Source organism: Cohnella rhizoplanae, from assembly GCF_948329515.1.
In the GTDB taxonomy this organism is placed as follows: domain Bacteria; phylum Bacillota; class Bacilli; order Paenibacillales; family Paenibacillaceae; genus Cohnella; species Cohnella rhizoplanae.
The window spans coordinates 321993-347966 of sequence record NZ_CAOJCN010000001.1; the positions used below are offsets into that span (position 1 = coordinate 321993).

Annotated in this window: 23 protein-coding genes; 22 read left to right on the top strand and 1 reads right to left on the bottom strand. The window is 60.8% G+C overall.

The window, feature by feature from the left end:
• Window positions 1–150: 150 nt before the first annotated feature.
• The 15 genes from ftsA (at window position 151) to PQG80_RS01495 (ending at window position 15342) form a co-directional block, all read left to right on the top strand.
• Window positions 151–1395, top strand: coding sequence for a cell division protein FtsA (gene ftsA / locus PQG80_RS01425; protein WP_271749345.1), 1245 nt, complete (start codon window positions 151–153; stop codon window positions 1393–1395).
• Window positions 1396–1444: 49 nt separating this feature from the next.
• Window positions 1445–2578: a cell division protein FtsZ gene (gene ftsZ, locus PQG80_RS01430; protein ID WP_271749346.1), complete on the top strand. Its 1134-nt coding sequence runs from the start codon at window positions 1445–1447 to the stop codon at window positions 2576–2578.
• 173 nt (window positions 2579–2751) lie between these two features.
• Window positions 2752–4062, top strand: coding sequence for an HD-GYP domain-containing protein (locus tag PQG80_RS01435; protein WP_271749347.1), 1311 nt, complete (start codon window positions 2752–2754; stop codon window positions 4060–4062).
• A 297-nt stretch (window positions 4063–4359) separates the two neighbouring features.
• Window positions 4360–5331, top strand: a complete 972-nt coding sequence (locus tag PQG80_RS01440; protein ID WP_271749348.1) for a sigma-E processing peptidase SpoIIGA — start codon at window positions 4360–4362, stop codon at window positions 5329–5331.
• Between the two features lie 15 nt (window positions 5332–5346).
• Window positions 5347–6069 carry an RNA polymerase sporulation sigma factor SigE gene (gene sigE, locus PQG80_RS01445; protein WP_090115204.1) on the top strand — a complete coding sequence of 241 codons (723 nt, stop codon included), beginning with the start codon at window positions 5347–5349 and terminating at the stop codon, window positions 6067–6069.
• Window positions 6070–6155: 86 nt separating this feature from the next.
• Window positions 6156–6938, top strand: a complete 783-nt coding sequence (sigG, locus tag PQG80_RS01450; protein WP_271749349.1) for an RNA polymerase sporulation sigma factor SigG — start codon at window positions 6156–6158, stop codon at window positions 6936–6938.
• Window positions 6939–7131: 193 nt separating this feature from the next.
• Window positions 7132–7407, top strand: a complete 276-nt coding sequence (locus PQG80_RS01455; protein WP_271749350.1) for a YlmC/YmxH family sporulation protein — start codon at window positions 7132–7134, stop codon at window positions 7405–7407.
• 58 nt (window positions 7408–7465) lie between these two features.
• Window positions 7466–8305 (top strand): peptidoglycan editing factor PgeF, encoded by an 840-nt coding sequence (gene pgeF, locus PQG80_RS01460; protein ID WP_271749351.1) that lies wholly within the window; start codon window positions 7466–7468, stop codon window positions 8303–8305.
• A 14-nt stretch (window positions 8306–8319) separates the two neighbouring features.
• Window positions 8320–9015 carry a YggS family pyridoxal phosphate-dependent enzyme gene (locus PQG80_RS01465; RefSeq protein WP_271749352.1) on the top strand — a complete coding sequence of 232 codons (696 nt, stop codon included), beginning with the start codon at window positions 8320–8322 and terminating at the stop codon, window positions 9013–9015.
• A 13-nt stretch (window positions 9016–9028) separates the two neighbouring features.
• Complete coding sequence (locus PQG80_RS01470; RefSeq protein ID WP_271749353.1) at window positions 9029–9490, top strand: cell division protein SepF; 462 nt, start codon at window positions 9029–9031, stop codon at window positions 9488–9490.
• A 17-nt stretch (window positions 9491–9507) separates the two neighbouring features.
• Window positions 9508–9792 carry a YggT family protein gene (locus tag PQG80_RS01475; protein ID WP_432432714.1) on the top strand — a complete coding sequence of 95 codons (285 nt, stop codon included), beginning with the start codon at window positions 9508–9510 and terminating at the stop codon, window positions 9790–9792.
• A gap of 22 nt (window positions 9793–9814) precedes the next feature.
• The gene (locus PQG80_RS01480) at window positions 9815–10600 is read left to right on the top strand and encodes a YlmH family RNA-binding protein (RefSeq protein ID WP_271749355.1); all 786 of its coding nucleotides are present in this window, start codon (window positions 9815–9817) and stop codon (window positions 10598–10600) included.
• A 99-nt stretch (window positions 10601–10699) separates the two neighbouring features.
• The gene (locus PQG80_RS01485) at window positions 10700–11212 is read left to right on the top strand and encodes a DivIVA domain-containing protein (RefSeq protein ID WP_271749356.1); all 513 of its coding nucleotides are present in this window, start codon (window positions 10700–10702) and stop codon (window positions 11210–11212) included.
• 485 nt (window positions 11213–11697) lie between these two features.
• Window positions 11698–14799 (top strand): isoleucine--tRNA ligase, encoded by a 3102-nt coding sequence (gene ileS / locus PQG80_RS01490; RefSeq protein ID WP_271749357.1) that lies wholly within the window; start codon window positions 11698–11700, stop codon window positions 14797–14799.
• A 177-nt stretch (window positions 14800–14976) separates the two neighbouring features.
• Complete coding sequence (locus PQG80_RS01495) at window positions 14977–15342, top strand: DUF5665 domain-containing protein (RefSeq protein ID WP_271749358.1); 366 nt, start codon at window positions 14977–14979, stop codon at window positions 15340–15342.
• Window positions 15343–15437: 95 nt separating this feature from the next.
• Here PQG80_RS01495 and PQG80_RS01500 read toward each other — a convergent pair whose 3' ends face one another.
• Window positions 15438–16178 carry a TraR/DksA C4-type zinc finger protein gene (locus tag PQG80_RS01500; RefSeq protein ID WP_271749359.1) on the bottom strand — a complete coding sequence of 247 codons (741 nt, stop codon included), beginning with the start codon at window positions 16176–16178 and terminating at the stop codon, window positions 15438–15440.
• A 219-nt stretch (window positions 16179–16397) separates the two neighbouring features.
• On the opposite strand from PQG80_RS01500, the gene lspA reads away from it, so the two are divergent.
• From lspA to carB, 7 genes are all read left to right on the top strand, one after another.
• Window positions 16398–16928 carry a signal peptidase II gene (gene lspA, locus PQG80_RS01505; RefSeq protein ID WP_271749361.1) on the top strand — a complete coding sequence of 177 codons (531 nt, stop codon included), beginning with the start codon at window positions 16398–16400 and terminating at the stop codon, window positions 16926–16928.
• 1 nt (window position 16929) lies between these two features.
• Complete coding sequence (locus tag PQG80_RS01510; protein WP_432432715.1) at window positions 16930–17937, top strand: RluA family pseudouridine synthase; 1008 nt, start codon at window positions 16930–16932, stop codon at window positions 17935–17937.
• Between the two features lie 121 nt (window positions 17938–18058).
• Window positions 18059–19312 carry an LL-diaminopimelate aminotransferase gene (locus tag PQG80_RS01515; protein WP_271749362.1) on the top strand — a complete coding sequence of 418 codons (1254 nt, stop codon included), beginning with the start codon at window positions 18059–18061 and terminating at the stop codon, window positions 19310–19312.
• 295 nt (window positions 19313–19607) lie between these two features.
• The gene (pyrR, locus tag PQG80_RS01520; protein WP_334219804.1) at window positions 19608–20153 is read left to right on the top strand and encodes a bifunctional pyr operon transcriptional regulator/uracil phosphoribosyltransferase PyrR; all 546 of its coding nucleotides are present in this window, start codon (window positions 19608–19610) and stop codon (window positions 20151–20153) included.
• Window positions 20154–20207: 54 nt separating this feature from the next.
• Window positions 20208–21527 carry a dihydroorotase gene (gene pyrC, locus PQG80_RS01525; protein WP_271749365.1) on the top strand — a complete coding sequence of 440 codons (1320 nt, stop codon included), beginning with the start codon at window positions 20208–20210 and terminating at the stop codon, window positions 21525–21527.
• 5 nt (window positions 21528–21532) lie between these two features.
• Window positions 21533–22678: a glutamine-hydrolyzing carbamoyl-phosphate synthase small subunit gene (gene carA / locus PQG80_RS01530; RefSeq protein WP_271749366.1), complete on the top strand. Its 1146-nt coding sequence runs from the start codon at window positions 21533–21535 to the stop codon at window positions 22676–22678.
• Window positions 22665–25880 carry a carbamoyl-phosphate synthase large subunit gene (carB, locus tag PQG80_RS01535; protein ID WP_271749367.1) on the top strand — a complete coding sequence of 1072 codons (3216 nt, stop codon included), beginning with the start codon at window positions 22665–22667 and terminating at the stop codon, window positions 25878–25880. Before carA ends, carB begins: the two co-directional genes overlap by 14 nt.
• Window positions 25881–25974 lie beyond the last annotated feature (94 nt).

Here is a 25974-nt window from a genome sequence, read left to right on the forward strand (position 1 = left end):
CTGAATGCGTACCAGTTTGGCTTCGTTCGGAAACCCCTGAACTTTCCCATTTTTCCGCAACGGATTTCAAATAAGCCGCGACCTTATCGGACGAGCGGCATGATTGTCCGGTTTATTGTTTTTGTATGCATTTACGGGAGGTGCCACCGGTTGAGCAGCAACGACCTCATCGTCAGTCTGGACATCGGAACCTCTAAGGTTCGGGTGATTATCGGAGAAATAAGCAACGGAGCCATCAACATCATCGGCGTCGGATCGGCGGATTCCGATGGCATCCGCAAAGGCGCGATCGTCGATATCGACCAGACGGTTCAATCCATTCGCAACGCCGTCGACCACGCCGAACGCATGGTCGGCATTACCATCGGCGAAGTATACGTCGGCATCGCGGGCAACCATATCGCGCTGCAGAGCAATCACGGCGTCGTAGCCGTATCCAACGAAGACCGCGAGATCGGGGAAGACGACATCGAACGCGTCCTCCAAGCGGCCAAGGTCGTGGCCCTTCCGCCGGAACGCGAGATTATCGGCCTGTTGCCCAAGCAATTTCTCGTGGACGGCCTGGCCGGCATTCAGGACCCCCGCGGCATGATCGGCGTCCGCCTCGAGGTCGAATGCACGATCATCACCGGCACGAAGGCCGCCGTACATAACCTTATGCGCTGCGTAGAAAAAGCGGGTCTCCGCATCTCCGGCATCGTGCTGATGTCGCTGGCTTCCGGGATGATGGCGCTCACCAAGGACGAGAAGCAAATGGGCACCGTCCTCGCGGACATCGGCGCCGGTTCGACCACGATCGCCGTGTTCGAGGGCGGCAGTCTCGCGGCGGTGTCCACGCTTCCGATCGGCGGCGACTACGTGACCAGCGACATCTGCTACGGCCTGAAGACGCAGACCGAGCACGCGGAGAAGATCAAGCTGAAGTACGGATGCGCCCGCCAGGACGAAGCGGCCGAAGACGTCCGCTTCAAGGTGATGCGCGTCGGCAGCAACGTGGAGAAGGAATTTTCCCAGGTGGACCTCGCCAACATCATCGAGCCCCGCATGCAGGAGATTTTCCATATGATCCGACAGGAGGTCAAGCGCCTCGGCTATCTCGACAAACTCAACGGCTACGTGCTGACCGGAGGATCCGTATCCATGCCTAGCGTGCTGTCCCTCGCCCAGATCGAGCTGGAAGCGAGCGTCCGCATCGCGGTGCCCGATTTCATCGGCGTGCGGGACCCCGCTTACAGCAGCGGCGTCGGAATGATACAATATGTAATGAAATACGTACGTACCCGGGGGACGCCGCCCGCGAAGCGGCCTGCGAAGAGCAAGGCTGCGGCCAGCGCGCCTGCCGGCAAGACCGGCGTCATGGAATGGTTTAAGAATATGTTCAAAGAATTCATATGAGCCGCCACTGACGAAGATTCACCAGCGAAGCGAGGAGGAATATTGAAATATGTTGGAATTCGATTTTGAAATGGAACCGCTCGCGAAAATTAAAGTCATCGGGGTCGGTGGCGGAGGCAGCAACGCAGTAAACCGCATGATCGAGAACGGGGTCAAGGGCGTCGAGTTTATTACCGTCAATACCGACGCGCAGGCGCTCCATCTGACCAAGTCCGAGCAGAAGCTTCAGATCGGGGACAAGCTCACCCGCGGCCTTGGCGCAGGCGCGAACCCCGACGTCGGCAAAAAAGCGGCCGAGGAATCCCGCGACGGCATCATGAACACGCTCAAAGGCGCGGATATGGTATTCGTCACGGCCGGCATGGGCGGCGGCACGGGCACGGGCGCGGCGCCGGTCATCGCGGAGCTTGCCAAGGAATGCGGCGCGCTTACGGTCGGCGTCGTTACGCGGCCGTTCACGTTCGAAGGCCGCAAGCGCTCCGGTCAAGCCGAGCTCGGCATCGAGGCGCTGAAGGAAAAGGTCGATACGCTGATCGTCATCCCGAATGACCGTCTGCTCGAGATCGTCGACAAGAAGACGCCGATGATGGAGGCGTTTCGCGAAGCGGATAATGTCCTTCGCCAGGCGGTTCAAGGCATCTCCGACCTCATTGCCGTACCGGGACTCATCAATCTTGACTTTGCCGACGTGAAGACGATCATGACGGAACGCGGATCCGCGTTGATGGGAATCGGCGTCGCTTCCGGCGAGAACCGCGCGATGGACGCGGCCCGCAAGGCGATCATGAGCCCGCTGCTCGAGACTTCGATCGAAGGCGCCCGCGGCATTATCATGAACATCACGGGCGGCTCCAATCTGTCGCTCTTCGAAGTCAACGAAGCGGCGGAGATCGTCATCTCCGCTTCCGATCCCGAAGTGAACATGATCTTCGGCGCGAGCATCGACGACAGCATGAAGGACGATATCAAGGTCACCGTCATCGCGACGGGCTTTGAGCACAAAGGTCCGGTACGCCGGCCGATGACGTCCTCCTCGCCGCAGGCCAATCCTGCCTCGCAGAGCGAGCACCCGGATGCGCGCACGGGCAACCACAACTTGCGTCCGTTCGGCGGCGGAACCGCCTCCGGCGAGCAATTGGACATTCCGGCGTTTTTGCGGAACCGCCCTCGCGGCGATCGCTAAACGAACCGGATCGTCGACTAGCGACGAACGAAATTTTACAGCTGCATTATCCCATGTCGAGGACCGGCTACCTATGCGGTCCTCTTTTTTTTGACTTCGCCAGGCAGGTAAATGCTGAAGGTTTGTCGAACTTTCTGAGCACAGAACAGTCGAAGCCGCACAGGAGGCACGTGATGACCAATCCGTATCGTACTTTTACAACGATGTTAGCCGCGTTTGTGGTTATCTTCGGAGCGGTTCTGTCATTCGTATCCTACTGGTTTGTATCGCATGAACTGATCCGAGAGACCAGCGGCATGACGCGCAATGCGGTCGTGAAGTACATAGCGGGATTGCCGGAAACCGAGCGCTTATTCAGGCAGTCGGCCACCCCGGATACGGAACCGGGACAGGGAAACGCCATAGGCGCGGACGAGGCGGGTTTAAACGATGATATGCATGACTCCTTCGATCCCTACGGCATTCGCGACGTACGCATCCTGAATCGCGACGGCGAGGTCCGCTTCAGCTATGACGCCGCGAATATCAATAGCGCATTGACGGGGAGAGAGCGCGAGAGGTTCGACCGGGTGATGGATTCGGGCCGGATGCTCACGCAAAAAAAGGCGTCGGATTTGAACCTCTGGATTCCGGTCTCGAACGCGCAAGGATCGTTGGTTGGCGTCGTCGAAGTATCCAAGGACTGGTCTTCTCAGAGCGCGAAGATATTCAACATAAGCATGACAATCGTCCTGTTTATGGCCGTTGGCATGCTGCTGCTGTTTTTCGGTCTCCGGCAGATTTTTCTGCGATCGTCCCGGGTTATCGAGCGTCAGAATAAAGAGCTTAGCGACATGTTGGAACGGGTGCATCGCACATACGACGAGTCCTTGCAGGCGCTGAGCAGCGCCCTGGACAATAGGGATAACGAAACGCAAGGGCACTCGCTCCGCGTAACCGCCTATTCCTGGCTGCTGGCTAGGCAGATGGGCATTGAAGGAGAGGAGCTGGAGATGCTGTACCGGGGCGCGCTGCTGCACGATGTCGGCAAGATCGGCATCCCCGACTCGATTCTGCTCAAGGACGGACCGCTTGACGAGATGGAATGGGCCATCATGCGCACCCACGTGAACATGGGCGTCCGGATGCTGGCGCATATCGAATTTTTGAGACCGTCTCTCGACGTCGTCCGCTGCCACCACGAGCGATGGGACGGGATGGGATATCCGGAAGGACTGCAGGGAGAGCAGATTCCATTATCCGCAAGAATCTTCGCCGTGTGCGACACGTACGACGCCATTACTTCCGATCGCCCGTACCGCGCCTCCAAATCCCACGACGCCGCGGTGGCGGAGCTGCGCCGATTCGCCGGCACGCAGTTTTGTCCGGCGGTCGTCGACGCCTTCCTGAAGCTGCCGGCCGACACGCTCGAACGGGTGCGCGATATGTCCAAGCAGGACATTCAATTCTTATCGATGGACGAGTTCCTCCCGAGAGTGGTCTAAGAGGCAGTCGTCCCTTCAGACTCCTGATAGAATTCCATATACAACGCCTTCGTTTAACGCGAAGGCTTTTTCATTTGCCGGGGAACATTGCTCTTCCTTCACCCGGCACGAACGGCCTGGCGCCGTTTTTTTAGCCGTTCTACGATGCGAAACGACCATTCGCTCGACAAAAAAACAGCCGTACCTGCGGCGAGTTTAGACAGACACCTCGCAGGCGCGCGCTTATACTGAGAGCAATCCATTCCGTCCGCAGGACAAACGTAAGTTGATGGGTTTGCAAGGAAGGAAGGGACGCGGATGACGGTATATGTGGACCTTGTTTTTTTGTCCAACTTGACGATCGATGCGTCCATTCTGTTGACGACGGCGAAGGTAAGGCATCTCCGTCCGCCGAGAAGGCGGGTTGCGCTGTCCGCGAGCGTCGGGGCGCTTTACGCGGCGGCGATGTTCGTGACGTCCGTACCTTATCTGTATTCGCTTGGCGTCAAACTCATGATTTCCGCGCTCATGGTTTTTCTCGCGTTCGGCTACGGGGGACCGCTCAAGTTCGCCAGGACAATGGGATCTTTCTATCTGGTGAACTTTGCGACGTTAGGCGCCGTGATCGGCGTTTCCTCGCTGGTCAAATGGTCCGGCTCGCCATGGCGGGGAATCGCCTTCACGAGCGACGGCGGGATGATCCTGTCGTTCGACGTACAGGCCGTCATGCTGGCGATCACGATGGGCGTGGCGATCTGGCTGTACCGGACCGAGGCGGGGAGCAGGGAGAGCAGGAAGAGGCTTGAGGCGCTTGTGGTCGATGTCGTCATCCGCATCGGCGATCGGGAATGGTCCTGCAGAGGGCTCGTGGACACGGGTAACCGCCTCTACGACCCTCTCACCCGCATACCGGTCATGATCGTAGAGGCGGCGCTCTGGCGCGACGAACTGCCGGAAGGCTGGGCGGACCGCCTGAAGACGGAGTCCGCCGATCGGCTGATCGGCGAACTGGACGATGCGGATGGCGGCCTGCCGGCTCTCCGGGACAGGTATCGACTGGTTCCGTACCGGGCGGCCGGAGGGAACTCGAAGCTCATGCTGGCGGTTAAGCCGGACAGCGTCTCGATCGCGGATCCGGCCGGACAGGGCGACGCGTGCGTCCATCGGCGCGTGCTCGTCGGGCTGGACGGGGGCTCGTTGTCCTCGGAAGGAGCCTACCGTGCGATCGTACATGCCGATCTGACGGTCGCAAGCGTGGAAGTGTCCGCAACGTCAACCCAGACCGCTTAACAGGAGGTTGTGCAAGTGCCCGTAAAATTGAAATTGATGTACCAGCTGACGTACTATCGCCTGTTGTTCTGGCTGGGCTGGAAAAGCGAGGAAGTCTATTACATCGGCGGCAGCGAAGCGCTCCCGCCTCCCCTGACGAGGGAGGAAGAGGAATACCTTCTCGAGCGTCTGCCCTCCGGCGACGCCGCCATCCGCGCGATGCTGATCGAACGCAATCTGCGGCTTGTGGTCTATATCGCCCGCAAGTTCGAGAATACCGGCATTCATATCGAGGACCTCGTATCGATAGGCGCGATCGGCTTGATCAAGGCGGTCAACACGTTCGATCCGGAAAAGAAAATCAAGCTCGCCACCTACGCCTCGCGATGCATCGAGAACGAGATCTTGATGTACTTGCGGCGCAACAGCAAGACGCGTACCGAGGTGTCCTTCGACGAGCCGCTTAATATCGATTGGGACGGCAACGAGCTGCTGCTGTCGGACGTGCTCGGAACCGAGAACGATACGATCTACCGGAATATCGAGGAGCAGGTGGACCGCAAGCTATTGCACAAGGCGCTCGACAAGCTGGCGGACCGCGAACGCACGATCATGGAGCTCCGCTTCGGCCTGGCCGACGGCGAGGAGAAGACGCAAAAAGACGTCGCGGACCTTCTCGGCATCTCTCAATCTTACATTTCCAGGCTGGAAAAAAGGATTATCAAGCGCCTCCGCAAGGAGTTCAACAAGATGGTATGACCTCCGCCGGCCGATGAAGCGCGGGGAATAAAAAGCCCATCCCAGGAGATACTTTACAGTAATGCTGCTCCCGGGAGGGAAACAACTTGACCCGCAACAAAGTGGAGATTTGTGGAGTGGACACCTCAAAGCTGCCTGTCCTCACCAATGCCGAAATGAGGGAATTGTTCCAGGCTCTGCAAACCCGCGGTGAACTCGAAGCCCGGGAAAAACTCGTCAACGGCAACCTGCGCCTCGTGCTCAGCGTAATTCAGCGGTTCAACAACCGCGGGGAATACGTAGACGATCTGTTCCAGGTCGGCTGCATCGGCCTTATGAAAGCCATCGACAATTTCGATTTAGGTCAGAACGTCCGCTTTTCCACTTATGCCGTGCCCATGATCATCGGCGAGATTCGCAGGTACTTGCGGGACAACAACCCGATTCGCGTGTCGCGCAGCCTGCGCGATATTGCCTACAAGGCGCTCCAAGTCAGGGATCAGCTGACCAACAGGCATTCGCGCGAACCGACGATTTTGGAAATATCGCAGGTGCTGAACGTACCGAAGGAAGATATCGTTTTCGCGTTGGATGCCATTCAGGACCCCGTATCGCTCTTCGAGCCGATCTATCACGACGGCGGCGACCCGATCTACGTGATGGACCAGATCAGCGACGAACGCAACAAGGACATCCAATGGATCGAAGAGATCGCGCTCCGGGAAGCGATGCGCAAGCTGAACGACCGGGAGAAAATGATCTTGTCCATGCGTTTCTTCGAAGGCAAGACGCAAATGGAAGTGGCCGACGAGATCGGCATATCGCAGGCGCAGGTATCCCGGCTCGAGAAGTCGGCCATCCAGCAAATGCAGAAGCACGTAAAAACGTGATGGACGGAACATATGGCATGTGGAACGAGACCGGAGTCGTCCTCCGGTCTTTTTGCCGTGCGCTTTCGTCATCCGGCTTCTCTCCTTCGAGGATGGTCAACATTTGCGGGCATGGCTCATATATTGAAATATGGGCGGTTGACCGGTTCGAAAGACTACGGGAGCCGGGCCGCGGAAAGCGGGGAGCGCCAGCGTGAAGATATCGGACTTTCAGGCGAAAGACGTCATCAATATCGTAGACGGCAAAAAGCTGGGCCATGTAGCGGATTTAGAGTTGGACCTGAGGCAGGGCCGCATCGACGCGATCGTCGTTCCGGTCGGCGGTCGCGTGCTCGGTATTTTTGGGGGCGGCGAGGATGTCGTAATCCCCTGGCGCAGCATCGTCAAAATCGGCACCGACGTCGTATTGGTCCGCTTGGAAGAGGCTAGACCCTATAAAAGCATCGAGGCCGACAGCGGGGGGCGTTGAGAGAGCCAATCGCCTTGGCGCCCTCGCTATGGTAAACTTGGTGCGGAGGTGGAGCATAATGGAACCATTCGCAAAAAAGTCCGCCGTGCATGGAGCGGGAAACTCCGCGCCGGAGCTTCTGCCTCTTGCTGCCTGGTCGCGCTTCAAGGGCATCACGGCCGGCTTTACGGGCCGTGGCGGAGGATACAGCGCGCCGCCTAGGGTCAGCCTGAATACGGCGCTTCACGTCGGGGACGAAGAGCATGCGGTTCTCGCCAATCGCCGGGCTATCGCGGCAGCGCTGGGCTGGCCGTTCGAGGCCTGGACATGCGCCGAGCAGGTGCACGGCAGTCGCGTCGTCCGCGTCACCGCCGAAGCGCGAGGCCAGGGTCGGCTGTCTCGAGAGAGCGCGATCCAGGACGCCGACGCGCTCATAACGGACGAGCCGGATGTATTGCTTGCGATGTATTTCGCGGATTGCGTGCCTTTATATTTTTACGACCCGGAGCATGGTGCGTTGGGCCTCGCGCACGCAGGCTGGAAGGGTACCGTCCTGAATGTCGCGGCGTCTACGGTAAGCGCTATGGCGGAAGCCTACGGCAGCGATCCGGCAGCCATGTACGCGGCCGTCGGTCCATCCATCGGCGAATGCTGCTATGAAGTGGACGAGGCGGTCATGAGCCGGGTGCGCGATGTCGTGCCTGACGACCGCAGCTTCCATGTCCCGTCTTCAGAAGGCAAATCTCGGCTAAACTTGAAAGAAATCAACAAGCATCTTATGATAAAAGCAGGAATATTGCCGAGCCGCATCGAAATGTCTGGATGGTGCACCAGCTGCAGCGCGGATTTGTTTTTTTCCCACCGCAAGCAACGGGGACAAACCGGGCGAATGATGAGCTGGCTGGGTAAGAAGAAATAGAGGTGAGTGCCGCGATGTCACTGGAGCAGCGGCTTAAGGACGTAGAGCGCCGCATCGCCGACGCCTGCGCGAGGTGCGGCCGCGATCCGGGGAGCGTGAACGTCGTCGCCGTGACGAAGTACGTGTCCGCGAACACGGCCAGGCTCGCGGTGGAGGCCGGCATGCGGCATATCGGCGAGAATCGCTGGCCCGCGGCCGAGGAGAAGTGGCGCCTGCTCGAAGGAAAGGCCGTTTTCCATTACATCGGTTCGCTTCAGAGCAGGAAGGTCAAGGATGTCGTCGGCAAGTTCGACTATATTCATTCTATCGATCGCCTGTCTCTGGCAGAGGAGATCCATAAGCGCGCCGAAGCGCTTGGCATTCGGGTGCCGTGCTTCCTGCAGGCGAACGTATCGGGCGAAGACTCGAAGCACGGACTCGCGCCGGACGAGATGTCCGCGTTCGTCGGGGCTGTCGGGAAGCTCAAGGGCATACGGCCTGTCGGCCTGATGACGATGGCGCAGATCGCGGACGATGCAGAAGCGACCCGGCCCGTATTCCGCGGCCTGCGGACGCTGCGCGACGAGATCAACGGGCTGCGGTTGTTGGACGAGCCGTTGACGGAATTGTCGATGGGCATGTCGGGGGACTTTGAAGTCGCGATCGAAGAAGGGGCCACTTGGGTGCGTCTCGGCAGCGTTCTTGTCGGCCACGAGGAGATCGAAGGATAACGGAGGGATTATGATGGGCGTTGTGAACAAGTTCCTGAACTATCTCGGCCTTCAAGACGAGCAAGAACGCGAGCGGGACCGGGAAGAAGAGCCGATGGGGTACGAAGACGAACCGGAAGTTGAAACTTCGGCGTTCGAGGCGCGTAAACCTACGGGGAAGAATAATATCGTGAGCATTCATTCGCAGAAGCACGTCCGCGTGATTCTGTCGGAGCCGCGCACGTACGACAACGAAGCGCAGGAGATCGCGGACCATCTGAAGTCCAGACGTTCCGTCGTCGTGAATCTGCAGCGGGTGCGCAGGGACCAGGCTGTGCGGATGGTGGATTTCCTGAGCGGCACGATCTACGCGCTCGGCGGCCACATCTCCAAGCTCGGTCCGAACATTTTCCTGTGCACGCCGGATTCGGTCGAGATTACGGGCACGATCTCGGAGCTGCTCGCAGAGGATGCCGATTACTCTAAAATGAGGTGACTACAGCATTGACGGCTTTGGACCAGGTCATTGATTATCTCTATGTTTTGCAGCTGATCTACAGCTGGCTCATTCTGATCTACGTGCTGATGTCCTGGCTGCCTAACGTGAGACAGAGCTACATCGGCGAGCTGCTCGGCAAGCTCGTGGAGCCTTATTTGAAGCCGTTCCGCAAGATCATTCCGCCCATCGGCGGCATGCTCGACATTTCGCCGATCGTGGCCTGGTACGCGCTCAGATTTTTGGTGAGAGGCCTGGAAGAGGTCATTCGCTTCATCGCCGGTTTGTTCGGCGTGTCTTAACAAGGAGAGGATCGTTCGCATCATGAGCCGAACCGATTTATACGCGCATTTCCATCCTGACGAAAAGTCCTTCGTGGACCGCGCCTGGGAGTGGGTCGAGCGGGCCGCCGAGCAGCATGAGCTGCGGCGCACCGATTTTCTCGATCCGCGCCAGGCGCATATTTTGTATGCGCTGGCGAACCGGCACCCCGACGCCGCCATCCGGCTGGAGGGCGGGTACGAGGGAGCGGAGCGCGTCAGGGCGCTCATCGCGCCCGATTACAGACCGCTCGAGGACGAGGATGCGGGGATCTCCGTGCTCGATATCGCCAGCGACGACCGCAGGCAGTCCGAGCTCGACCATGGCGACTACTTGGGCGCGCTGCTCGGCCTCGGCATCAAGCGCGACAAGATCGGCGACATCCATGTCCGGGAGGACGGCTGCCACGTCCTGATCGCGGACGAGATCGGCGATTTCCTGCGGACGCATCTGAAGCAGGTGCATCGTCTCGAGACGTCGGCCTCCGTATTGCCCCTGAGCGGGCTGCTGGCCGTACCCGTCAAGCTGGAGGAGTCGTCGATCTCCGTGGCTTCGATGCGTCTGGACGGCATCGCGAGCGACGTGCTGCGCGTAAGCCGCGCCAAGATCATGGATCCGATCCGCGCCGGACGCTGCAGGGTGAACTTCAAGCCCGTCGAGGATCCATCCGCGCAGCTGCGCGAGGGAGACATCGTCTCGTTCAAGGGATTCGGCAGATTCCGCGTGCTGGAGGCCCAAGGCGTCTCGAAGAGCGGCCGGATTCGTCTGCGCATAGGCAAATATGTGTAGAATTAAGCAGGAATTCCGCGTCTCGCGTCGAATTGGCCTAAGATAGCGATCTTGCGCTCAGTCGCGAGCTTCAGAACATGTGCACGGGAGGATCGGCCAATGCCACTTACGCCGTTGGATATTCATAACAAGGAATTCGGACGCAGGCTCCGCGGATACGACGAAGACGAGGTCAACGAGTTTCTCGATCAGATCATCAAGGATTACGAAGCGATGATCCGCGAGAACAAAGAGCTGCAGAATCAGATTCTCGGCCTTCAGGAGCGTCTCGGACACTTCGCGAACATCGAAGAGACGCTCAGCAAGACGATCATCGTCGCGCAGGAAGCCGCCGACGAGGTGAAGAGCAATGCGAAGAAGGAAGCGCAGCTGATCGTCAAGGAAGCGGAGAAGAACGCCGACCGCATCATTAACGAATCGCTCTCCAAGTCCCGCAAGTACGCGCTCGAAGTCGAAGAGCTCAAGAAACAGGCTTCGATTTATCGCGCCAGGTTCCGCACGCTCGTCGAGACGCAGCTCGACCTGCTTACGCAAGACGGCTGGGAGAAGCTCGAGCCCCCGGAATCCCGTCAGCGAGAGAGCGAGCCTCGCGTACGCGACTTCGCCGAATAATCGAATCATAGACTGGACGCGCAGCCGCCTTACATAGGACGGTCGAATGCCGATTTGACAAATCGGCCTCTTCGCCGTATAAATGGGTTATACGCGTTAACGTCGACGACGGGAACGGCGTGCGGATGTACCATCCCAGAGAGTTGGCGGCCGCTGCGAGCCAACGTTGGACCCCGCGATCGCCCATCCTCCCCGAGACGCCGATCCGAACTTCCGCGCCCATCATGGCCCGGATCATTAAGACCGGCCGGCCCTTCCCCCGTTACGGGATACCGACTACGGACATCGCCGCCAGGTAGCGGGCGGATGCCGGTCGGCTTGAGAGCTGCCGTCCGTCACGAAGACGAGGACGCGGCTGAACAAGGGTGGTACCGCGAGAGATGTCTCGTCCCTTTACGGGGGCGGGCTTTTTTTGTTTTTCCTAGCATTTGCCGGCGCGTCGCGGTTGGCCGGCTACAATCACAACGGAGAAAAGGGTGAGGGTTATGCGTCGCGTCGACGTCAAGGAGAAAGCCCGCAGCAGAGAGCTGCGCGTACTGGAGCAATGGAAGGCCGAGGATACGTTCCGCAAATCCATCGAGAACCGGAGCGGCAAGCCGAACTTCGTATTCTACGAAGGCCCGCCTACCGCCAACGGCAAGCCGCATATCGGTCACGTGCTCGGCCGCGTCATCAAGGACTTCGTCAGCCGCTACAAGACGATGTCCGGCTATCGCGTCACCCGCAAGGCTGGATGGGACACGCACGGCCTGCCGGTCGAACTCGGCGTCGAAAAGCAGCTCGGCATCTCGGGCAAGCAGGAGATCGAGAAATATGGCGTGGAGCCGTTCATCAAGAAGTGCAAGGAGAGCGTATTCGAATACGAGCGCCAGTGGAGAGAGCTGACGGAGGCGATCGCCTACTGGACCGATCTCGACGATCCCTACATCACGCTGGACAACAAGTACATCGAGAGCGTGTGGCATCTGCTGTCTACGATCCACGGCAAAGGACTGCTGTATCGCGGCCACCGGGTGAGCCCGTATTGTCCCGACTGCCAGACGACGTTAAGCTCTCACGAGGTCGCGCAGGGCTACGAGGACGTGAAGGACCTGACCGCGACGGCCAAGTTCAAGCTCAAGGACAGCGGCGAATACGTACTCGCCTGGACGACGACGCCCTGGACGCTGCCCGCCAACGTAGCGTTAGCCGTGAACCCGAACATCGAGTACGTCCGCGTCAGTCAGAACGGAGAGACCTACATCGTCGCCGGCGCGCTGGCCGACAAAGTCATGAAGGGCGAATACGAAACGCTGGGGACCGTGAAGGGAAAAGAACTCGTCGGTCTCACTTATGAGGCGCTATTCCCTTATGCGGGCGGCCCGCTGGACGGCGCGTACCGCATCGTCGACGCGGCGTTCGTCTCGGACGCGAGCGGTACGGGTATCGTGCACATGGCGCCTGCGCACGGCGAGGACGACTACCGCGTCGCCCGCGAGCACGGCGTGCCGATGCTGCAGCTCGTGAACGGTCAGGGCCGCTACACGGACGAAGTGAAGGGCTTCTCCGGACGCTTCGTCAAGGATCCCGAGGTCGACATCGACATCGTCAAGTCGCTGTCCGAGCGCGGCTTGCTCTACCACAAGGAAAAGCACGAGCACAGCTACCCGTTCTGCTGGCGCTGCAAGACGCCGCTGCTATACTATGCGACCGAGAGCTGGTTCATCAAGACGACGGCCGTCAAGGACCAGTTGATCGAAAATAACAAAGGCATCGCCTGGTATCCCGAGCATCTGCGGGACGGCCGGTTCGGCAAGTTTCTCGAGGATCTGGTGGACTGGAACATCAGCCGTAACCGCTACTGGGGTACGCCGCTGAACGTGTGGAGCTGCGACTTTTGCGGCGCCGAAAAATCGCCCGGCAGCATCGCGGAGCTCCGCGCGGCGGCGGTGGGGGACGTGCCCGAGGATATCGAGCTGCACAAGCCTTACGTCGACGCCATCGAGCTGCGGTGCTCCTGCGGCGGAACGATGCACCGCACGCCCGAAGTCATCGACGTCTGGTTCGACAGCGGTTCGATGCCGTTCGCGCAGCAGCATTATCCGTTCGAGAACATGGAGCGCTTCGAGGAACAATATCCGGCGGACTTTATCTGCGAAGGGATCGATCAGACGCGCGGCTGGTTCTTCAGCCTGCTGGCCGTGTCGACCTTGTACAACGGCAGGGCGCCGTACAAGTCGGTCATCTCGACGGGCCACGTGCTCGACGAGAGCGGGCAGAAGATGAGCAAGTCCAAGGGCAACGTCATCGACCCGTGGGACATCATCGAGGAATTCGGCACAGACGCCTTCCGTTGGGCGCTGCTCGCGGACAGCGCGCCTTGGAACAGCAAGCGGTTCTCCAAGGGCATCGTCGCCGAAGCGAAGTCCAAGGTCGTCGACACGATCGTGAATACGCACGCGTTCTACGCGTTGTACGCGACGATCGACGGTTACAAGGCCGAGGAGCACGCCCCGAAGACGTCGCCCAACAAGCTGGACCGCTGGGTGCTGTCGCGCCTCAACTCGCTCGTGGCCGAGACGGTAAAGGGGCTGGACGCCAACGACTTCCTCAATCCGGCCAAGCGCATCGAAGCCTTCGTCGACGAGCTGTCCAACTGGTACGTCCGGCGCTCCCGCGACCGCTTCTGGGGCAGCGGCCTGGGCGAGGACAAGGTCGCCGCGTACCAGACGCTCGGCAACGTGCTGCTGACGCTGTCCAAGCTGATCGCGCCGTATCTGCCGTTCCTGGCGGACGATCTGTACGGCAATCTCGGCGGCAAGGGAAGCGTGCATCTGGCGGACTATCCGGTCGCCGACGAGAGCGCCATCGACGCCGAGCTCGAACGGGACATGGAGACGGCTAGAGGCATCGTCGAGCTGGCGCGCAACGTGCGCAACGAGACGGGACTCAAGACGCGCCAGCCGCTGTCCGAGCTGCTCGTCGCGCTGAGCGTGCCGTTCGACGCCGCGGAGTACGAGGAGATCGTCAAGGACGAGCTGAACGTGAAGGCCGTCACGCTCGTGACCGAAGACAGCGGGTTCGTGGATTACACCTTGAAGCTTAACCTGAAGCTGGCGGGCAAAAAGTACGGCAAGCACGTCGGCCCGATCCAGGCCAGGCTGAAGTCGTTGTCGGCCGAGGAAGCGCGGGCCGTCGTCGCTTCCGGCGAGCTGGCCTACGCATCGCCGGAAGGCGAGGCGCTGACCGTGACGCTGGAAGAATTGCTGGTCGAAAAGCAGGCGAAGCCCGGCTTCGCGTCCGCGTCCGGCGGCGGCATCACGGTCGCGCTCAATACCGAGCTCACGCCGGCGCTCGTGCAGGAGGGCATCGTGCGCGAAGTCATCCGCGCCGTGCAGGATCAGCGCAAAAAGCTCGATCTGCCGATCGAGCGGAGAGTCGGCCTTGTCCTCGAGGCGGATGCCGAGACCGAGTCGGCCCTGCGCGCCTTCGAAGACGTGCTTCGCGACAACGTGCTGGTGAACGACGTCTCCTTCGGCCGTACCGACGCAACCGAGACGGTCCAGACGGGCGAGCTCCGTATCGGCATCGCGATCGTGGCGGACTGAAGCGCCGAACGCCTAATCCGCGAATGGCCGACGCGAAGCGTATGAACGTTCCCCGAATGAGCCAACCTGAATAACAGCAGGAAACAGCGTCAACGAGTCCTGTCCGAATCCGAACGCGCCTCCGGGGCGCAGTTTTGGCAGGCAGGGCTCGTTTTTGCGCGGGAACGGAGGCGCGGCATGAGCGAGGAAAAGCCGGACGGCGGGCAGAACGCCAAAATGAAGTCGTTGGCCGAAGAAGCCGGGGCGCTGAGGCGGCTGTTGGAGAAATTGTCCGCCCGGCTGGACGACCTGGCCGTACAGATGGAGAAGGCGCAGCTCAGGGATTATGTGAATTTGATGAGCCGGCCCTGGCAGCTCATCTGGCGCAATTGGCTGTCGGGCATCGCCAGGGGGATCGGCATCGCGCTCGGCTTCACGTTTTTCGCCGCTACGATCGTGTGGCTGCTCCAGGTGCTGGGCGCGCTTAACCTGCCGATTATCGGCGACTATATCGCCGAGATCGTCAAGATCGTGCAGCGGCAGCTGGAGATCGAGCATTACTGACCTTCGGAGCAAGCTTGGCAATCGGACGTCCGTTCATATAAATAAACGCCTGCCCGAAGGCAGGCGGCGCGGTATGCTGTCGTCCCATTATCCGCTTAATCCTCGGTATAGACATCCGGCTCCAGCAGACCTTCGCCTTCGTGCAGTTCGAGGTAACGGCGGTAAGCCCTGTTGCGGACGATGCCGCTCGTGCGGCCGGTGATATCGGCGGCGAGAAAGCTCTCGATCGGCTCGACGAAGCCGTCGTTCTCGTCGGATTCGATATAGATGGCGTTATAATCGTCGTTGTTGTTGCCTTCGGCCATCGCGGGACTGTCCGCGTTGCCCCAGGACTCGACGATCTGCCACGCGTCCTCGCCGTCGAATCCGTTCTGCTCGTGCGCATCGTCCTTCTCGTCCAAGCTGGTGCGTCCGAAGGGCGGATAGAGGAACAGTTCCTCTACGGGACGGCCTTCCTTTTCCTGCTGAATCGGCTCGTGCTCCATGCAATATACGGCGGTGGGCATCGCTTCGAGGCGCTCCGGATCGATAAACTTGCCGCAAGCGGCGCATATGCCGTATTCGCCCGTGTCCATGCGCCGGATCGCCGCTTCTATTTTCTCCAGCGTCAGCGCCTGACGCTCGAGCAGCGAGAGGTCCTTGCCCCGCTCGAACGTCTCGGTGCCGGCGTCGGCGGGATGATTGTCGATGCCGCTCAGTTCGCCGGTGGCGTCGCGGTAGCTCTCTTCGAGGCCGAAGTGACCGTTCGCGCCGATCCGGCTCTCGATATCCGCTCTGCGTTCGAGCAGCCGCGCGCGCTGCTGGGACATAAAGCTGTCGGACAGCGTCCGATGCATGCCAACCCCTCCTTGGTTTATCGCGAAACGTCATGGAGCTCCATCCAACAGCTAGTGTGCGCGCAGATACGCGGAATCATGTGAGCGAGAAAAGGACATGGGTGGCGGCGCTTCCGTCTTTTGGCGGAAGAGGTTGGACGCCCGCTCCGGCGGTATGTTAAAATCAGTGCATTCGGCCTAGAAGGTCAGAATCATTCGCGGAAGGGCGGCAATCCGGACATGCAACGACGTCAAATCGGCTTATGGGTGTACTATCTCGCAGCTGCGGTCGTATTCGCGATCGATTACGTATCCAAGAAGCTGATCGAGCACAACCTGGAGTTGAACGAGCAAATCAAGGTCATCGGCAACTTTTTTCTGATTACGTTCATCCACAACCGGGGAGCGGCCTTCGGCATTCTGCAGGAGCAGCGCTGGTTTTTCTTGCTGATCACCGTCGTCGTCGTCAGCGCCATCGTCGTCTACCTGAACCGCTCGCACCGGAACAACAGAAGACTGATGCTCGCCGCGCTGTCGCTGATTCTCGGCGGGGCGCTCGGCAACTTCCTCGACCGCGCCATCTACGGACAAGTCGTCGATTTCCTCCAGCTCAACTTCGGCTCTTATACATTCCCGATCTTCAATATCGCCGACTCGGCCATCGTCGTCGGCGTATGTCTGATTATTCTCGATTCGCTGCTCACGCCCACACCGACACAGGAGACCAAGAATGAACAACAAAACGAAACAAGCGAACGACAGCCGGTCTGAAATGCAAGATGAAGCTACGAACGGGGAATGGACCCCGGAGAGCGCCGAACTCGAAGCTGCCCTCGGCGATGAAGAAGATGGCGGCGCCGGAACGATGTCCTGGGAGATCGGGGCCGAAGCCGCGGGCGCCCGCATCGACAAGTTTCTCGCGGATGCGATACAGGACGAGTCGGTATCGCGCTCGCAGATTCAAGACTGGATCCGGGACGGCCACGTCCTGGTCAACGGTCAGCGGGTCAAGCCCAACGCGAAGCTCCAGGCGGGGAACAGCGTGCAGGTGCAGGTGCCGGACGCCGCGCCGATCGAGGCGCTGCCGGAGGACATACCGCTGAACGTCGTCTACGAGGACGCGGACGTCATCGTCATCGACAAGCCGCGCGGCTTCGTCGTGCATCCTGCGCCCGGACATGCGTCGGGCACCGTCGTCAACGCGCTGCTCCATCACTGCCGCGACCTGTCGGGCATCAACGGCAACATGCGCCCCGGCATCGTCCACCGGATCGACAAGGATACGTCCGGCCTCCTGATGGCGGCCAAGAACGATCTGGCGCACGCCTCGCTTGCCCGTCAGCTCAAGGACCATTCCGTGACGCGCCGCTACACGGCGCTCGTCTACGGTAACGTGCCTCACGACCGCGGCACGATCGACGCGCCGATCGGGCGGGACAGCGGCGACCGCAAGCTGTTCACGGTCACGGAGAAAGGAGCGAAGCGCGCCGTCACGCACTTCACCGTGCTGGAGCGGTTCGGGGACTACACGCTGGTCGAGCTGCAGCTCGAGACCGGGCGCACCCACCAAATCCGCGTGCATATGAAGTACATCGGCCATACGATCGTCGGCGACCCCTTCTACGGCGGCCGCGCGGGACGTACGCTGGGCATGGCGGGACAAGCCCTGCATGCCGGCGTGCTCGGCTTCGACCATCCGCGGACCGGCGAGCGCCTCTCGTTCGAAGCGCCGCTCCCCGAAGACATGGAGCATGCGCTGTACATGCTGCGGACGCGCTAGAATTTCTGCAAATGATCTGCCGATTAGTCCATGGCGGCCGGCAGTTGATATGAGGCATAGTGATACCATAAGCAAGCTATTCCATTATGCGTCCGTTCATCCGGACAAGGAGTGTCGCAACGTGAGCGTCGAACAATACCAAGGAACCTTCATTCAGCAGCAATTCTCGGACCGCATCGGCGGATCGAACTACGGCAAGGACACGAACATCTATAAGTTCGAGAAGATCAAGCGCGCCAAGGCCGCCGCGCGCGCGGCGTTCCCCGACATCGAGCTGATCGATCTAGGCGTCGGCGAGCCGGACGAGAAGGCCGATGACGGCATCATCGCGAAGCTGGCCGAAGAGGCCGCCAAGCCGGAGAACCGCGGCTATGCCGACAACGGCATTCCCGAGTTCAAGGAAGCTGCCGCCAAGTATCTGAAGGAAGTCTTCTCGGTGGACGGCATCGACCCGTCGACCGAGATCGTGCATTCCATCGGCTCCAAGCCTGCGCTGGCCATGATGCCTTCCGCGTTCATCAACCCGGGCGACGTCGCGATCATGACCGTCCCCGGCTATCCGGTGCTCGGCACGCATACGAAGTATCTGGGCGGCGAAGTGTACAACGTCCAGCTGACCAAGGAAAACAACTTCCTGCCCGATCTGTCGGCGATTCCGGCGGACATCGCGAAGCGCGCGAAGCTGCTCTACCTGAACTACCCGAACAACCCGACCGGAGCGGCGGCCACGCCTGCGTTTTTTGCAGAAGTCGTCGATTGGGCGAAAAAGAACGAAGTCGTCGTCGTGCATGACGCGCCGTATGCGGCGCTTACCTATGACGGCGTGAAGCCGCTCAGCTTCCTGTCGGTGCCGGGCGCGAAGGATGTGGGCGTCGAGCTGCATTCGCTGTCCAAGTCGTACAATATGACCGGCTGGCGGATCGGCTTCGTCGCGGGCAACCCGCTGATCGTGAAGGCGTTCAGCGACATCAAGGACAACAACGACTCCGGCCAATTCATCGCCATTCAGAAGGCGGCCGCCTACGGACTCGCGAATCCGGCGATCACCGAAGCGATCGCGCAGAAGTATTCGCGCCGTCACGATCTGCTGGTCGCCGCGCTGAACGAGATCGGCTTCAAGGCCGAGAAGCCGAAGGGCTCGTTCTTCCTGTACGTCGAGGCGCCGAAGGGCATCAAGGGCGGACAACGCTTCGCGACCGGCGAGGACTTCTCCCAGTTCCTCATCCGCGAGAAGCTCATTTCGTCCGTGCCTTGGGACGACGCCGGACATTTCGTGCGGTTCTCGGTCACCTTCCTCGCCGCCGGCGAGGAAGAGGAGCGCCGCGTCATCGGCGAGATCAAGCGCCGTCTGACCGACGTCGAATTCGAATTTTAAACGATGAAGAAGCGGGAGCCCGGGGCTCTCGCTTTTTGTTGACAGCCCCTGTCGAAAATGCGATAATTGATTTCAATGAAACCGTACCTTTAATTCAGTCCCGTGAGACTGGCAAGGTGGCGCGAATACGACGGATGAGATCCGGCGCGGATCGAACTTGGACTGGCTAGTGCCACTCCGGTTTGCAGCGTCATCATCTTTGTATGTCCCGACCTCCTTGGCTAGCCAAGGAGGTTTTTTGATGCCGTCTTACCGAGGAGGAGGCGCACCCGTGCAGGAATCCCCGAACATCATTATGGACGAGGCCGCCATCCGCAGGGCGCTGACGCGGATCGCGCACGAGATTTTGGAGAAAAACAAAGGGATCGAAGGCTGCGTCATCGTGGGCATCCGGACGCGGGGCGTCTACCTCGCCCGGCGCATCGCCGAACGGATCCGCGAGATCGAGGGGAATCCGATCGCGGCATGCGAGCTGGACATCACGCGTTACCGCGACGATCGTCCGCTGGCGGACGGGACCCCCGCAGGCATCGTATGCAGCGACGGGGACCGCTCGTTCGACGTGACGGACAAACGCATCATCCTGTTCGACGACGTGCTCTATACCGGCCGTACGATCCGCGCCGCGATGGACGCGCTCATGGATTGCGGGAGACCCCAGTCGATCCAGCTTGCCGTACTGGTGGACCGAGGGCATCGGGAACTGCCGATCCGGCCGGACTACGTAGGCAAAAACGTGCCGACCTCAAAGCACGAGCAGATCGAGGTATCGCTGACGGAGATCGACGGCGACGACCGGGTGATGATCAAGCATCCGCGAGAGGCGGAAGTGGGCGGCTGAGCATAAGTTAATTGGGCTGGGCTGTTCTAAATGCAAAAGGAGGAAGAAAATCCTTTGACGACGACTTGGATCCTTAACGGACTAACCATCGAACCCGAGACCGGCGGTACGGTCAAGAAGCACTTGAGATTGGAAAAGGGCCTGGTCGCCGAATGGCTGGACGGAACGGCGACTCCGGACGTAAGCGGTGCCGAGGTGATCGACGCCGCAGGCAAGCTCATCTCCCCCGGACTGATCGACATGCACGTTCACTTGCGCGAGCCCGGCTTCGAACATAAAGAAACGATCTCATCGGGTACGGCTTCGGCTGCGAAGGGCGGATTCACGACGATCGCCTGCATGCCGAACACGCGGCCCGTCATCGATACGCCGGACACGGTGAAGCTGGTCCTGAACAAGGCCGAGGCGGCCTGCGGCGTGCGGGTTCTCCCTTACGCGGCGATCACCAAAAACGAGCTCGGCCGCGAGCTGACCGACTTCGAGGCGCTTAAAAGCGCGGGCGCGATCGGATTCACCGACGACGGCGTCGGCGTGCAGAACGCGCAGATGATGAAAAACGCGATGGCGCTGGCGAAGTCGCTTGAGATGCCCGTCATCGCTCACTGCGAGGACGACTCGCTCGTCGTCGGCGCGGCGGTGTCGGAGGGCGCGTTCGCGAAGCGCCACGGCCTGAAGGGCATTCCGAACGAGTCCGAGGCGATCCACGTCGGGCGGGACATCCTGCTGTCGGAGGCGACGGGCGTGCACTACCACGTGTGCCACGTCAGCACCGAGCAGTCGATCCGGCTCATCAAACTCGGCAAGTCCATCGGGGTCAACGTGACCGCGGAGGTATGTCCGCACCATCTGCTGCTCTCGGACGAAGACATCCCTGACAGCATGGACGCCAACTGGAAGATGAACCCGCCGCTGCGTACGCCGCGCGACGTGGAGGCCTGCATCGCGGCGCTCGAGGAAGGGACGATCGATATCATCGTCACCGACCACGCCCCGCACAGCGAGGAAGAGAAGGCGAAGGGCATGGAGCGCGCGCCGTTCGGCATCGTCGGCTTCGAGACCGCGTTCCCGCTGCTGTACACGAAGTTCGTCAGGACCGGGCGATGGAGCCTAGGATTCCTGCTAGCGCGAATGACGAGCGATCCGGCGCGGGTGTTCGGCCTGGAGACCGGCAAGCTCACGCCGGGCGCCCCCGCCGATCTCACGCTGATCGACCTGGAGGGCGAACGGGAGGTCGACCCGGCGAGCTTCCTGACGATGGGACGCAATACGCCGTTCACGGGCTGGAAGCTCGCGGGCTGGCCCGCATTGACGATGGTCGGCGGCAAGACGGTATGGAGCGAAGAACAAGGCATACTTAAGAGCAGCGAGGAGTGATCGGGATGCAAGCGAGACTTTTACTTGAAGACGGCACCCTGTTTACGGGGCAATCGTTCGGCGCCGAAGGCGCGTCGGTAGGCGAGGTCGTATTTAATACAGGCATTACAGGTTATCAAGAGGTCATCTCGGATCCGTCCTATTGCGGACAGATCGTCACGATGACGTTTCCCCTGATCGGCAACTATGGCATTACGCGCGACGACTTCGAGTCGGTACGCCCGTATATCCACGGATTCGTCACGCGCCGCTACGAGGAAGTCCCGAGCAACTGGCGCGCCCAGGATTCGCTCGGCCACCTGCTCAAGGAATACGGCATTATCGGCATCAGCGAAGTCGACACCCGCATGCTGACGCGGATCATTCGCCGTCACGGCGTCATGAAGGGCATCCTCACGACGGGCAGCGAGCGCGTCGAGGAACTGCAGGAGCGCATGGGCGTCACCCCGCTGCCGCGCAACCAGGTCGCTTGGACGTCGACGAAAAACGTATTCTCGAGTCCCGGCACCAAGGAGCGTATCGTGCTGATCGATTACGGCGCGAAGAGCGGTATTCTCCGCGAGCTGACGCAGCGCGGCTGCGACGTCATCGTCGTTCCGTACAACACGACGGCCGACGAGATCCGCCGCCTCCATCCGGACGGCGTCCAGCTGTCCAACGGCCCCGGCGACCCCAAGGACGTGCCGGAGTCCGTCGAGACGGTACGCCAGCTGCTCGGCGAATATCCGATCTTCGGCATCTGCCTCGGCCACCAGCTGTTCGCTCTCGCCTGCGGCGCGGACACGGATAAGCTGAAGTTCGGCCACCGCGGCGGCAACCACCCGGTCAAGGAGTTAGAATCCGGACGCTGCTACATTACTTCGCAGAATCACGGCTACACGGTCAAGGAAGAGTCCGTCAAGGGCACCGACCTCGTCGTGACGCACATTAACAATAACGATAAGACGATCGAGGGCCTAAAGCATGCCAAGTACCCGGCTTTCAGCGTCCAGTACCATCCGGAAGCGGCGCCAGGACCGTTCGACAGCGGCTATCTGTTCGACCAGTTCCTGGAGATGATCCGCGAGCACAAGCTGAAAAACCCCGAACGCCCGCGGCAAGCGCAACTGTCGGAGATGCTGAGAGGAGAACTGCAGTATGCCCAAAAATAACGAACTTAAAAAGATTCTCGTCATCGGCTCCGGTCCGATCGTCATCGGCCAGGCGGCGGAGTTCGACTACGCCGGCACGCAAGCCTGCCAGGCTCTGAAGGAAGAAGGCCTCGAGGTCGTCCTCATCAACAGCAACCCGGCCACGATCATGACCGATACGAACATGGCCGACAAAGTATACATCGAACCGATCAACCTCGAGTTCGTCTCCCAGATCATCCGTCAGGAGCGTCCGGACGGACTCCTCCCGACGCTGGGCGGCCAGACCGGCCTCAATATGGCGGTCGAGCTGGCGCGCGCAGGCGTGCTCGAAGCCGAAGGCGTCAAGCTCCTCGGCACCCAGCTGACCGCGATCGAGAAGGCGGAGGACCGCGATCTGTTCCGCGATCTGATGCGCGAGCTCGAGCAGCCGGTTCCGGAGAGCGTCATCGTCACGACGGTGCAGGAATCGGTCGACTTCGCGAGCGAGATCGGCTATCCGGTCATCGTGCGTCCGGCATACACGCTGGGCGGCACGGGCGGCGGCATCTGCGGCAGCGAGGACGAGCTGCGCGAGATCGTCGCGAACGGCCTGCGCTACAGCCCGATCGGCCAGTGCCTGATCGAGAAATCGATCGCCGGCATGAAGGAAGTCGAATACGAAGTCATGCGCGACGCGAACGACAACTGCATCGTCGTCTGCAACATGGAAAACTTCGATCCGGTCGGCGTCCATACGGGCGACTCCATCGTCGTGGCCCCGAGCCAGACGCTGTCCGACCGCGAATACCAGATGCTGCGTTCGGCTTCGCTCAAGATCATCCGCGCGCTGAACATCGAAGGCGGCTGCAACGTGCAGTTCGCGCTCGATCCGCAGAGCTACCAATACTATGTCATCGAAGTCAATCCGCGCGTCAGCCGTTCTTCGGCGCTCGCTTCCAAGGCGACCGGCTATCCGATCGCCAAGATGGCGGCCAAGATCGCGGTCGGCTACACGCTCGACGAGATCGTCAACCCGGTCACGGGCCAGACGTACGCCTGCTTCGAGCCGACCCTCGATTACATCGTGAGCAAGATTCCGCGCTGGCCGTTCGACAAGTTCACGGACGCGAACCGCAAGCTCGGCACGCAGATGAAGGCGACCGGCGAAGTCATGGCCATCGGCCGCACGTTCGAGGAGTCGATCCACAAAGCCGTGCGTTCGCTTGAGATCGGCGTGCACCGCCTGTTCCTGAAGGGCGCAGACGAGCTGGACGAAGAAACGCTGACGACGCGTCTGGCCAAGGCCGACGACGAGCGGCTGTTCCTGATCGCCGAAGCGTTCCGCCGGGGCTGGGACCTGCAGAAGATCCAGGACACGACAAGCATCGACTGGTGGTTCCTCGACAAGATCGAGCGCATCGTCCGCTTCGAGGACGTGATCCGCCGCGAACCGGGCCTGACGCCAGAGACGCTGTATCAGGCCAAGCGCATGGGCTTCACGGACCGCGCGATCGCCGAGCTGCGCCGCGAAGGCCAGGGCGCATCCGCCGCGCTGACGGTTGAAGCCGACATCCGCGCGCATCGTCTCGCTCAGGGCCTCAAGCCGGTCTACAAGATGGTCGACACCTGCGCGGCCGAATTCGAAGCGACGACGCCGTATTACTACTCGACCTACGAGACCGAGAACGAAGTCATCCCAAGCGACAAGCAAAAGGTTATTGTGCTCGGCTCCGGGCCGATCCGCATCGGCCAGGGCATCGAGTTCGACTACTCGACCGTGCATGCCGTATGGGCGCTCCGCAACGCGGGCTACGAGGCCGTCATTATCAATAACAATCCGGAGACGGTATCGACCGACTTCAACACGTCGGACCGCCTCTACTTCGAACCGCTCTTCTTCGAAGACGTCATGAACGTCATCGAGCAGGAGCAGCCGCTTGGCGTCATCGTCCAGTTCGGCGGCCAGACGGCCATCAACCTGGCCGGACCGCTGTCTAAGGCAGGCGTCCGCATCCTCGGCACCTCGCTCGACAGCATCGACGAGGCCGAAGACCGCAAGCGCTTCGAGGCGCTGCTGCGCGGTCTCGAGATCGCCCAGCCGAAGGGCAGCACCGTTACCTCCGTCGACGAGGCGGTCGGCACGGCGCAGGAGCTCGGCTATCCGGTGCTCGTACGTCCATCCTACGTCCTCGGCGGACGCGCGATGGAGATCGTATACTCCGACGAAGAACTGCTCGCCTATATGAAGGTGGCCGTCAAGATCAATCCGGAGCACCCGGTTCTGATCGACCGCTACATGCTGGGAAAGGAAATCGAAGTCGACGCGATCTGCGACGGCGACACGGTGCTCATCCCGGGCATCATGGAGCATGTCGAGCGCGCCGGCGTCCACTCCGGCGACTCGATCGCGGTCTATCCGCCGCAATCGCTGTCGGACGACATCAAGCAACAAGCGGTCGACATCACGATCCGCATCGCCAAGGCGCTGAAGACGGTCGGCCTGGTCAACATCCAGTTCGTCGTCTGGCAGGAGAAGGTGTACGTCATCGAGGTCAACCCGCGCTCCTCGCGCACGGTGCCGTTCCTGTCCAAGGTCACGAACATCCCGATGGCGAACCTGGCGACCCGCGCGATCCTCGGCGAGAAGCTGGCCGATCTGAACTATCAGGAAGGCCTGTGGCCGGAGGATGAGCACGTGTCGGTCAAGGTGCCGGTATTCTCCTTCGCCAAGCTGCGCCGCGTCGACCCGACGCTGACCCCGGAGATGAAGTCTACGGGCGAGGTCATGGGCCGCGACCGCCACTTCGCCAAGGCGCTGTTCAAGGGCCTGATCGGCTCCGGCATGAAGATCCCGCAGTCGGGCTCGATCATCGCCACGGTCGCCGACAAGGACAAGGAAGAAGCGATCGCTATCCTGCGCGGCTTCTACAACCTCGGCTACAAGCTGATCGCAACGGGCGGAACGGCCGACGCGCTCGAAGCTGCAGGCATGCGCGTCAAGCGCTGCAACAAGCTGAGCGAAGGTTCGCCGAACATCGTCGACCTGATCCGCACGGGTCAAGCGCAGTTCGTCGTCAATACCCTGACGAAGGGCAAGACGCCGGAGCGCGACGGCTTCCGGATCCGACGCGAAGCCGTCGAGAACGGCGTCGTATGTCTCACGTCGCTCGACACGGTAAGCGCGCTGCTGCACATGCTGCAGGCGCTGCGCTTCTCCAGCGAGCCGATGCCGGTCTACTAAAAGCACGCGCCATGCCCGGTCTACCGCCAGCTTCGCCGGCGGCGGATCGGGCTTCTATATGGGCGAAATATGCCAGATGAGCGTCCAATCGAAA

Coding starts and splice junctions, on each gene's coding strand:
- carA (WP_271749366.1), top strand. CDS start 21,533: ATGCAAGCGAGACTTTTACTTGAAGACGGCACCCTGTTTACGGGGCAA.
- ileS (WP_271749357.1), top strand. CDS start 11,698: ATGCGTCGCGTCGACGTCAAGGAGAAAGCCCGCAGCAGAGAGCTGCGC.
- pyrR (WP_334219804.1), top strand. CDS start 19,608: ATGGACGAGGCCGCCATCCGCAGGGCGCTGACGCGGATCGCGCACGAG.
- PQG80_RS01435 (WP_271749347.1), top strand. CDS start 2,752: ATGACCAATCCGTATCGTACTTTTACAACGATGTTAGCCGCGTTTGTG.
- PQG80_RS01495 (WP_271749358.1), top strand. CDS start 14,977: ATGAGCGAGGAAAAGCCGGACGGCGGGCAGAACGCCAAAATGAAGTCG.
- PQG80_RS01480 (WP_271749355.1), top strand. CDS start 9,815: ATGAGCCGAACCGATTTATACGCGCATTTCCATCCTGACGAAAAGTCC.
- PQG80_RS01440 (WP_271749348.1), top strand. CDS start 4,360: ATGACGGTATATGTGGACCTTGTTTTTTTGTCCAACTTGACGATCGAT.
- PQG80_RS01485 (WP_271749356.1), top strand. CDS start 10,700: ATGCCACTTACGCCGTTGGATATTCATAACAAGGAATTCGGACGCAGG.
- pgeF (WP_271749351.1), top strand. CDS start 7,466: ATGGAACCATTCGCAAAAAAGTCCGCCGTGCATGGAGCGGGAAACTCC.
- PQG80_RS01510 (WP_432432715.1), top strand. CDS start 16,930: ATGCAAGATGAAGCTACGAACGGGGAATGGACCCCGGAGAGCGCCGAA.
- carB (WP_271749367.1), top strand. CDS start 22,665: ATGCCCAAAAATAACGAACTTAAAAAGATTCTCGTCATCGGCTCCGGT.
- PQG80_RS01465 (WP_271749352.1), top strand. CDS start 8,320: ATGTCACTGGAGCAGCGGCTTAAGGACGTAGAGCGCCGCATCGCCGAC.
- lspA (WP_271749361.1), top strand. CDS start 16,398: ATGCAACGACGTCAAATCGGCTTATGGGTGTACTATCTCGCAGCTGCG.
- PQG80_RS01500 (WP_271749359.1), bottom strand. CDS start 16,178: ATGCATCGGACGCTGTCCGACAGCTTTATGTCCCAGCAGCGCGCGCGG.
- PQG80_RS01470 (WP_271749353.1), top strand. CDS start 9,029: ATGGGCGTTGTGAACAAGTTCCTGAACTATCTCGGCCTTCAAGACGAG.
- ftsZ (WP_271749346.1), top strand. CDS start 1,445: ATGTTGGAATTCGATTTTGAAATGGAACCGCTCGCGAAAATTAAAGTC.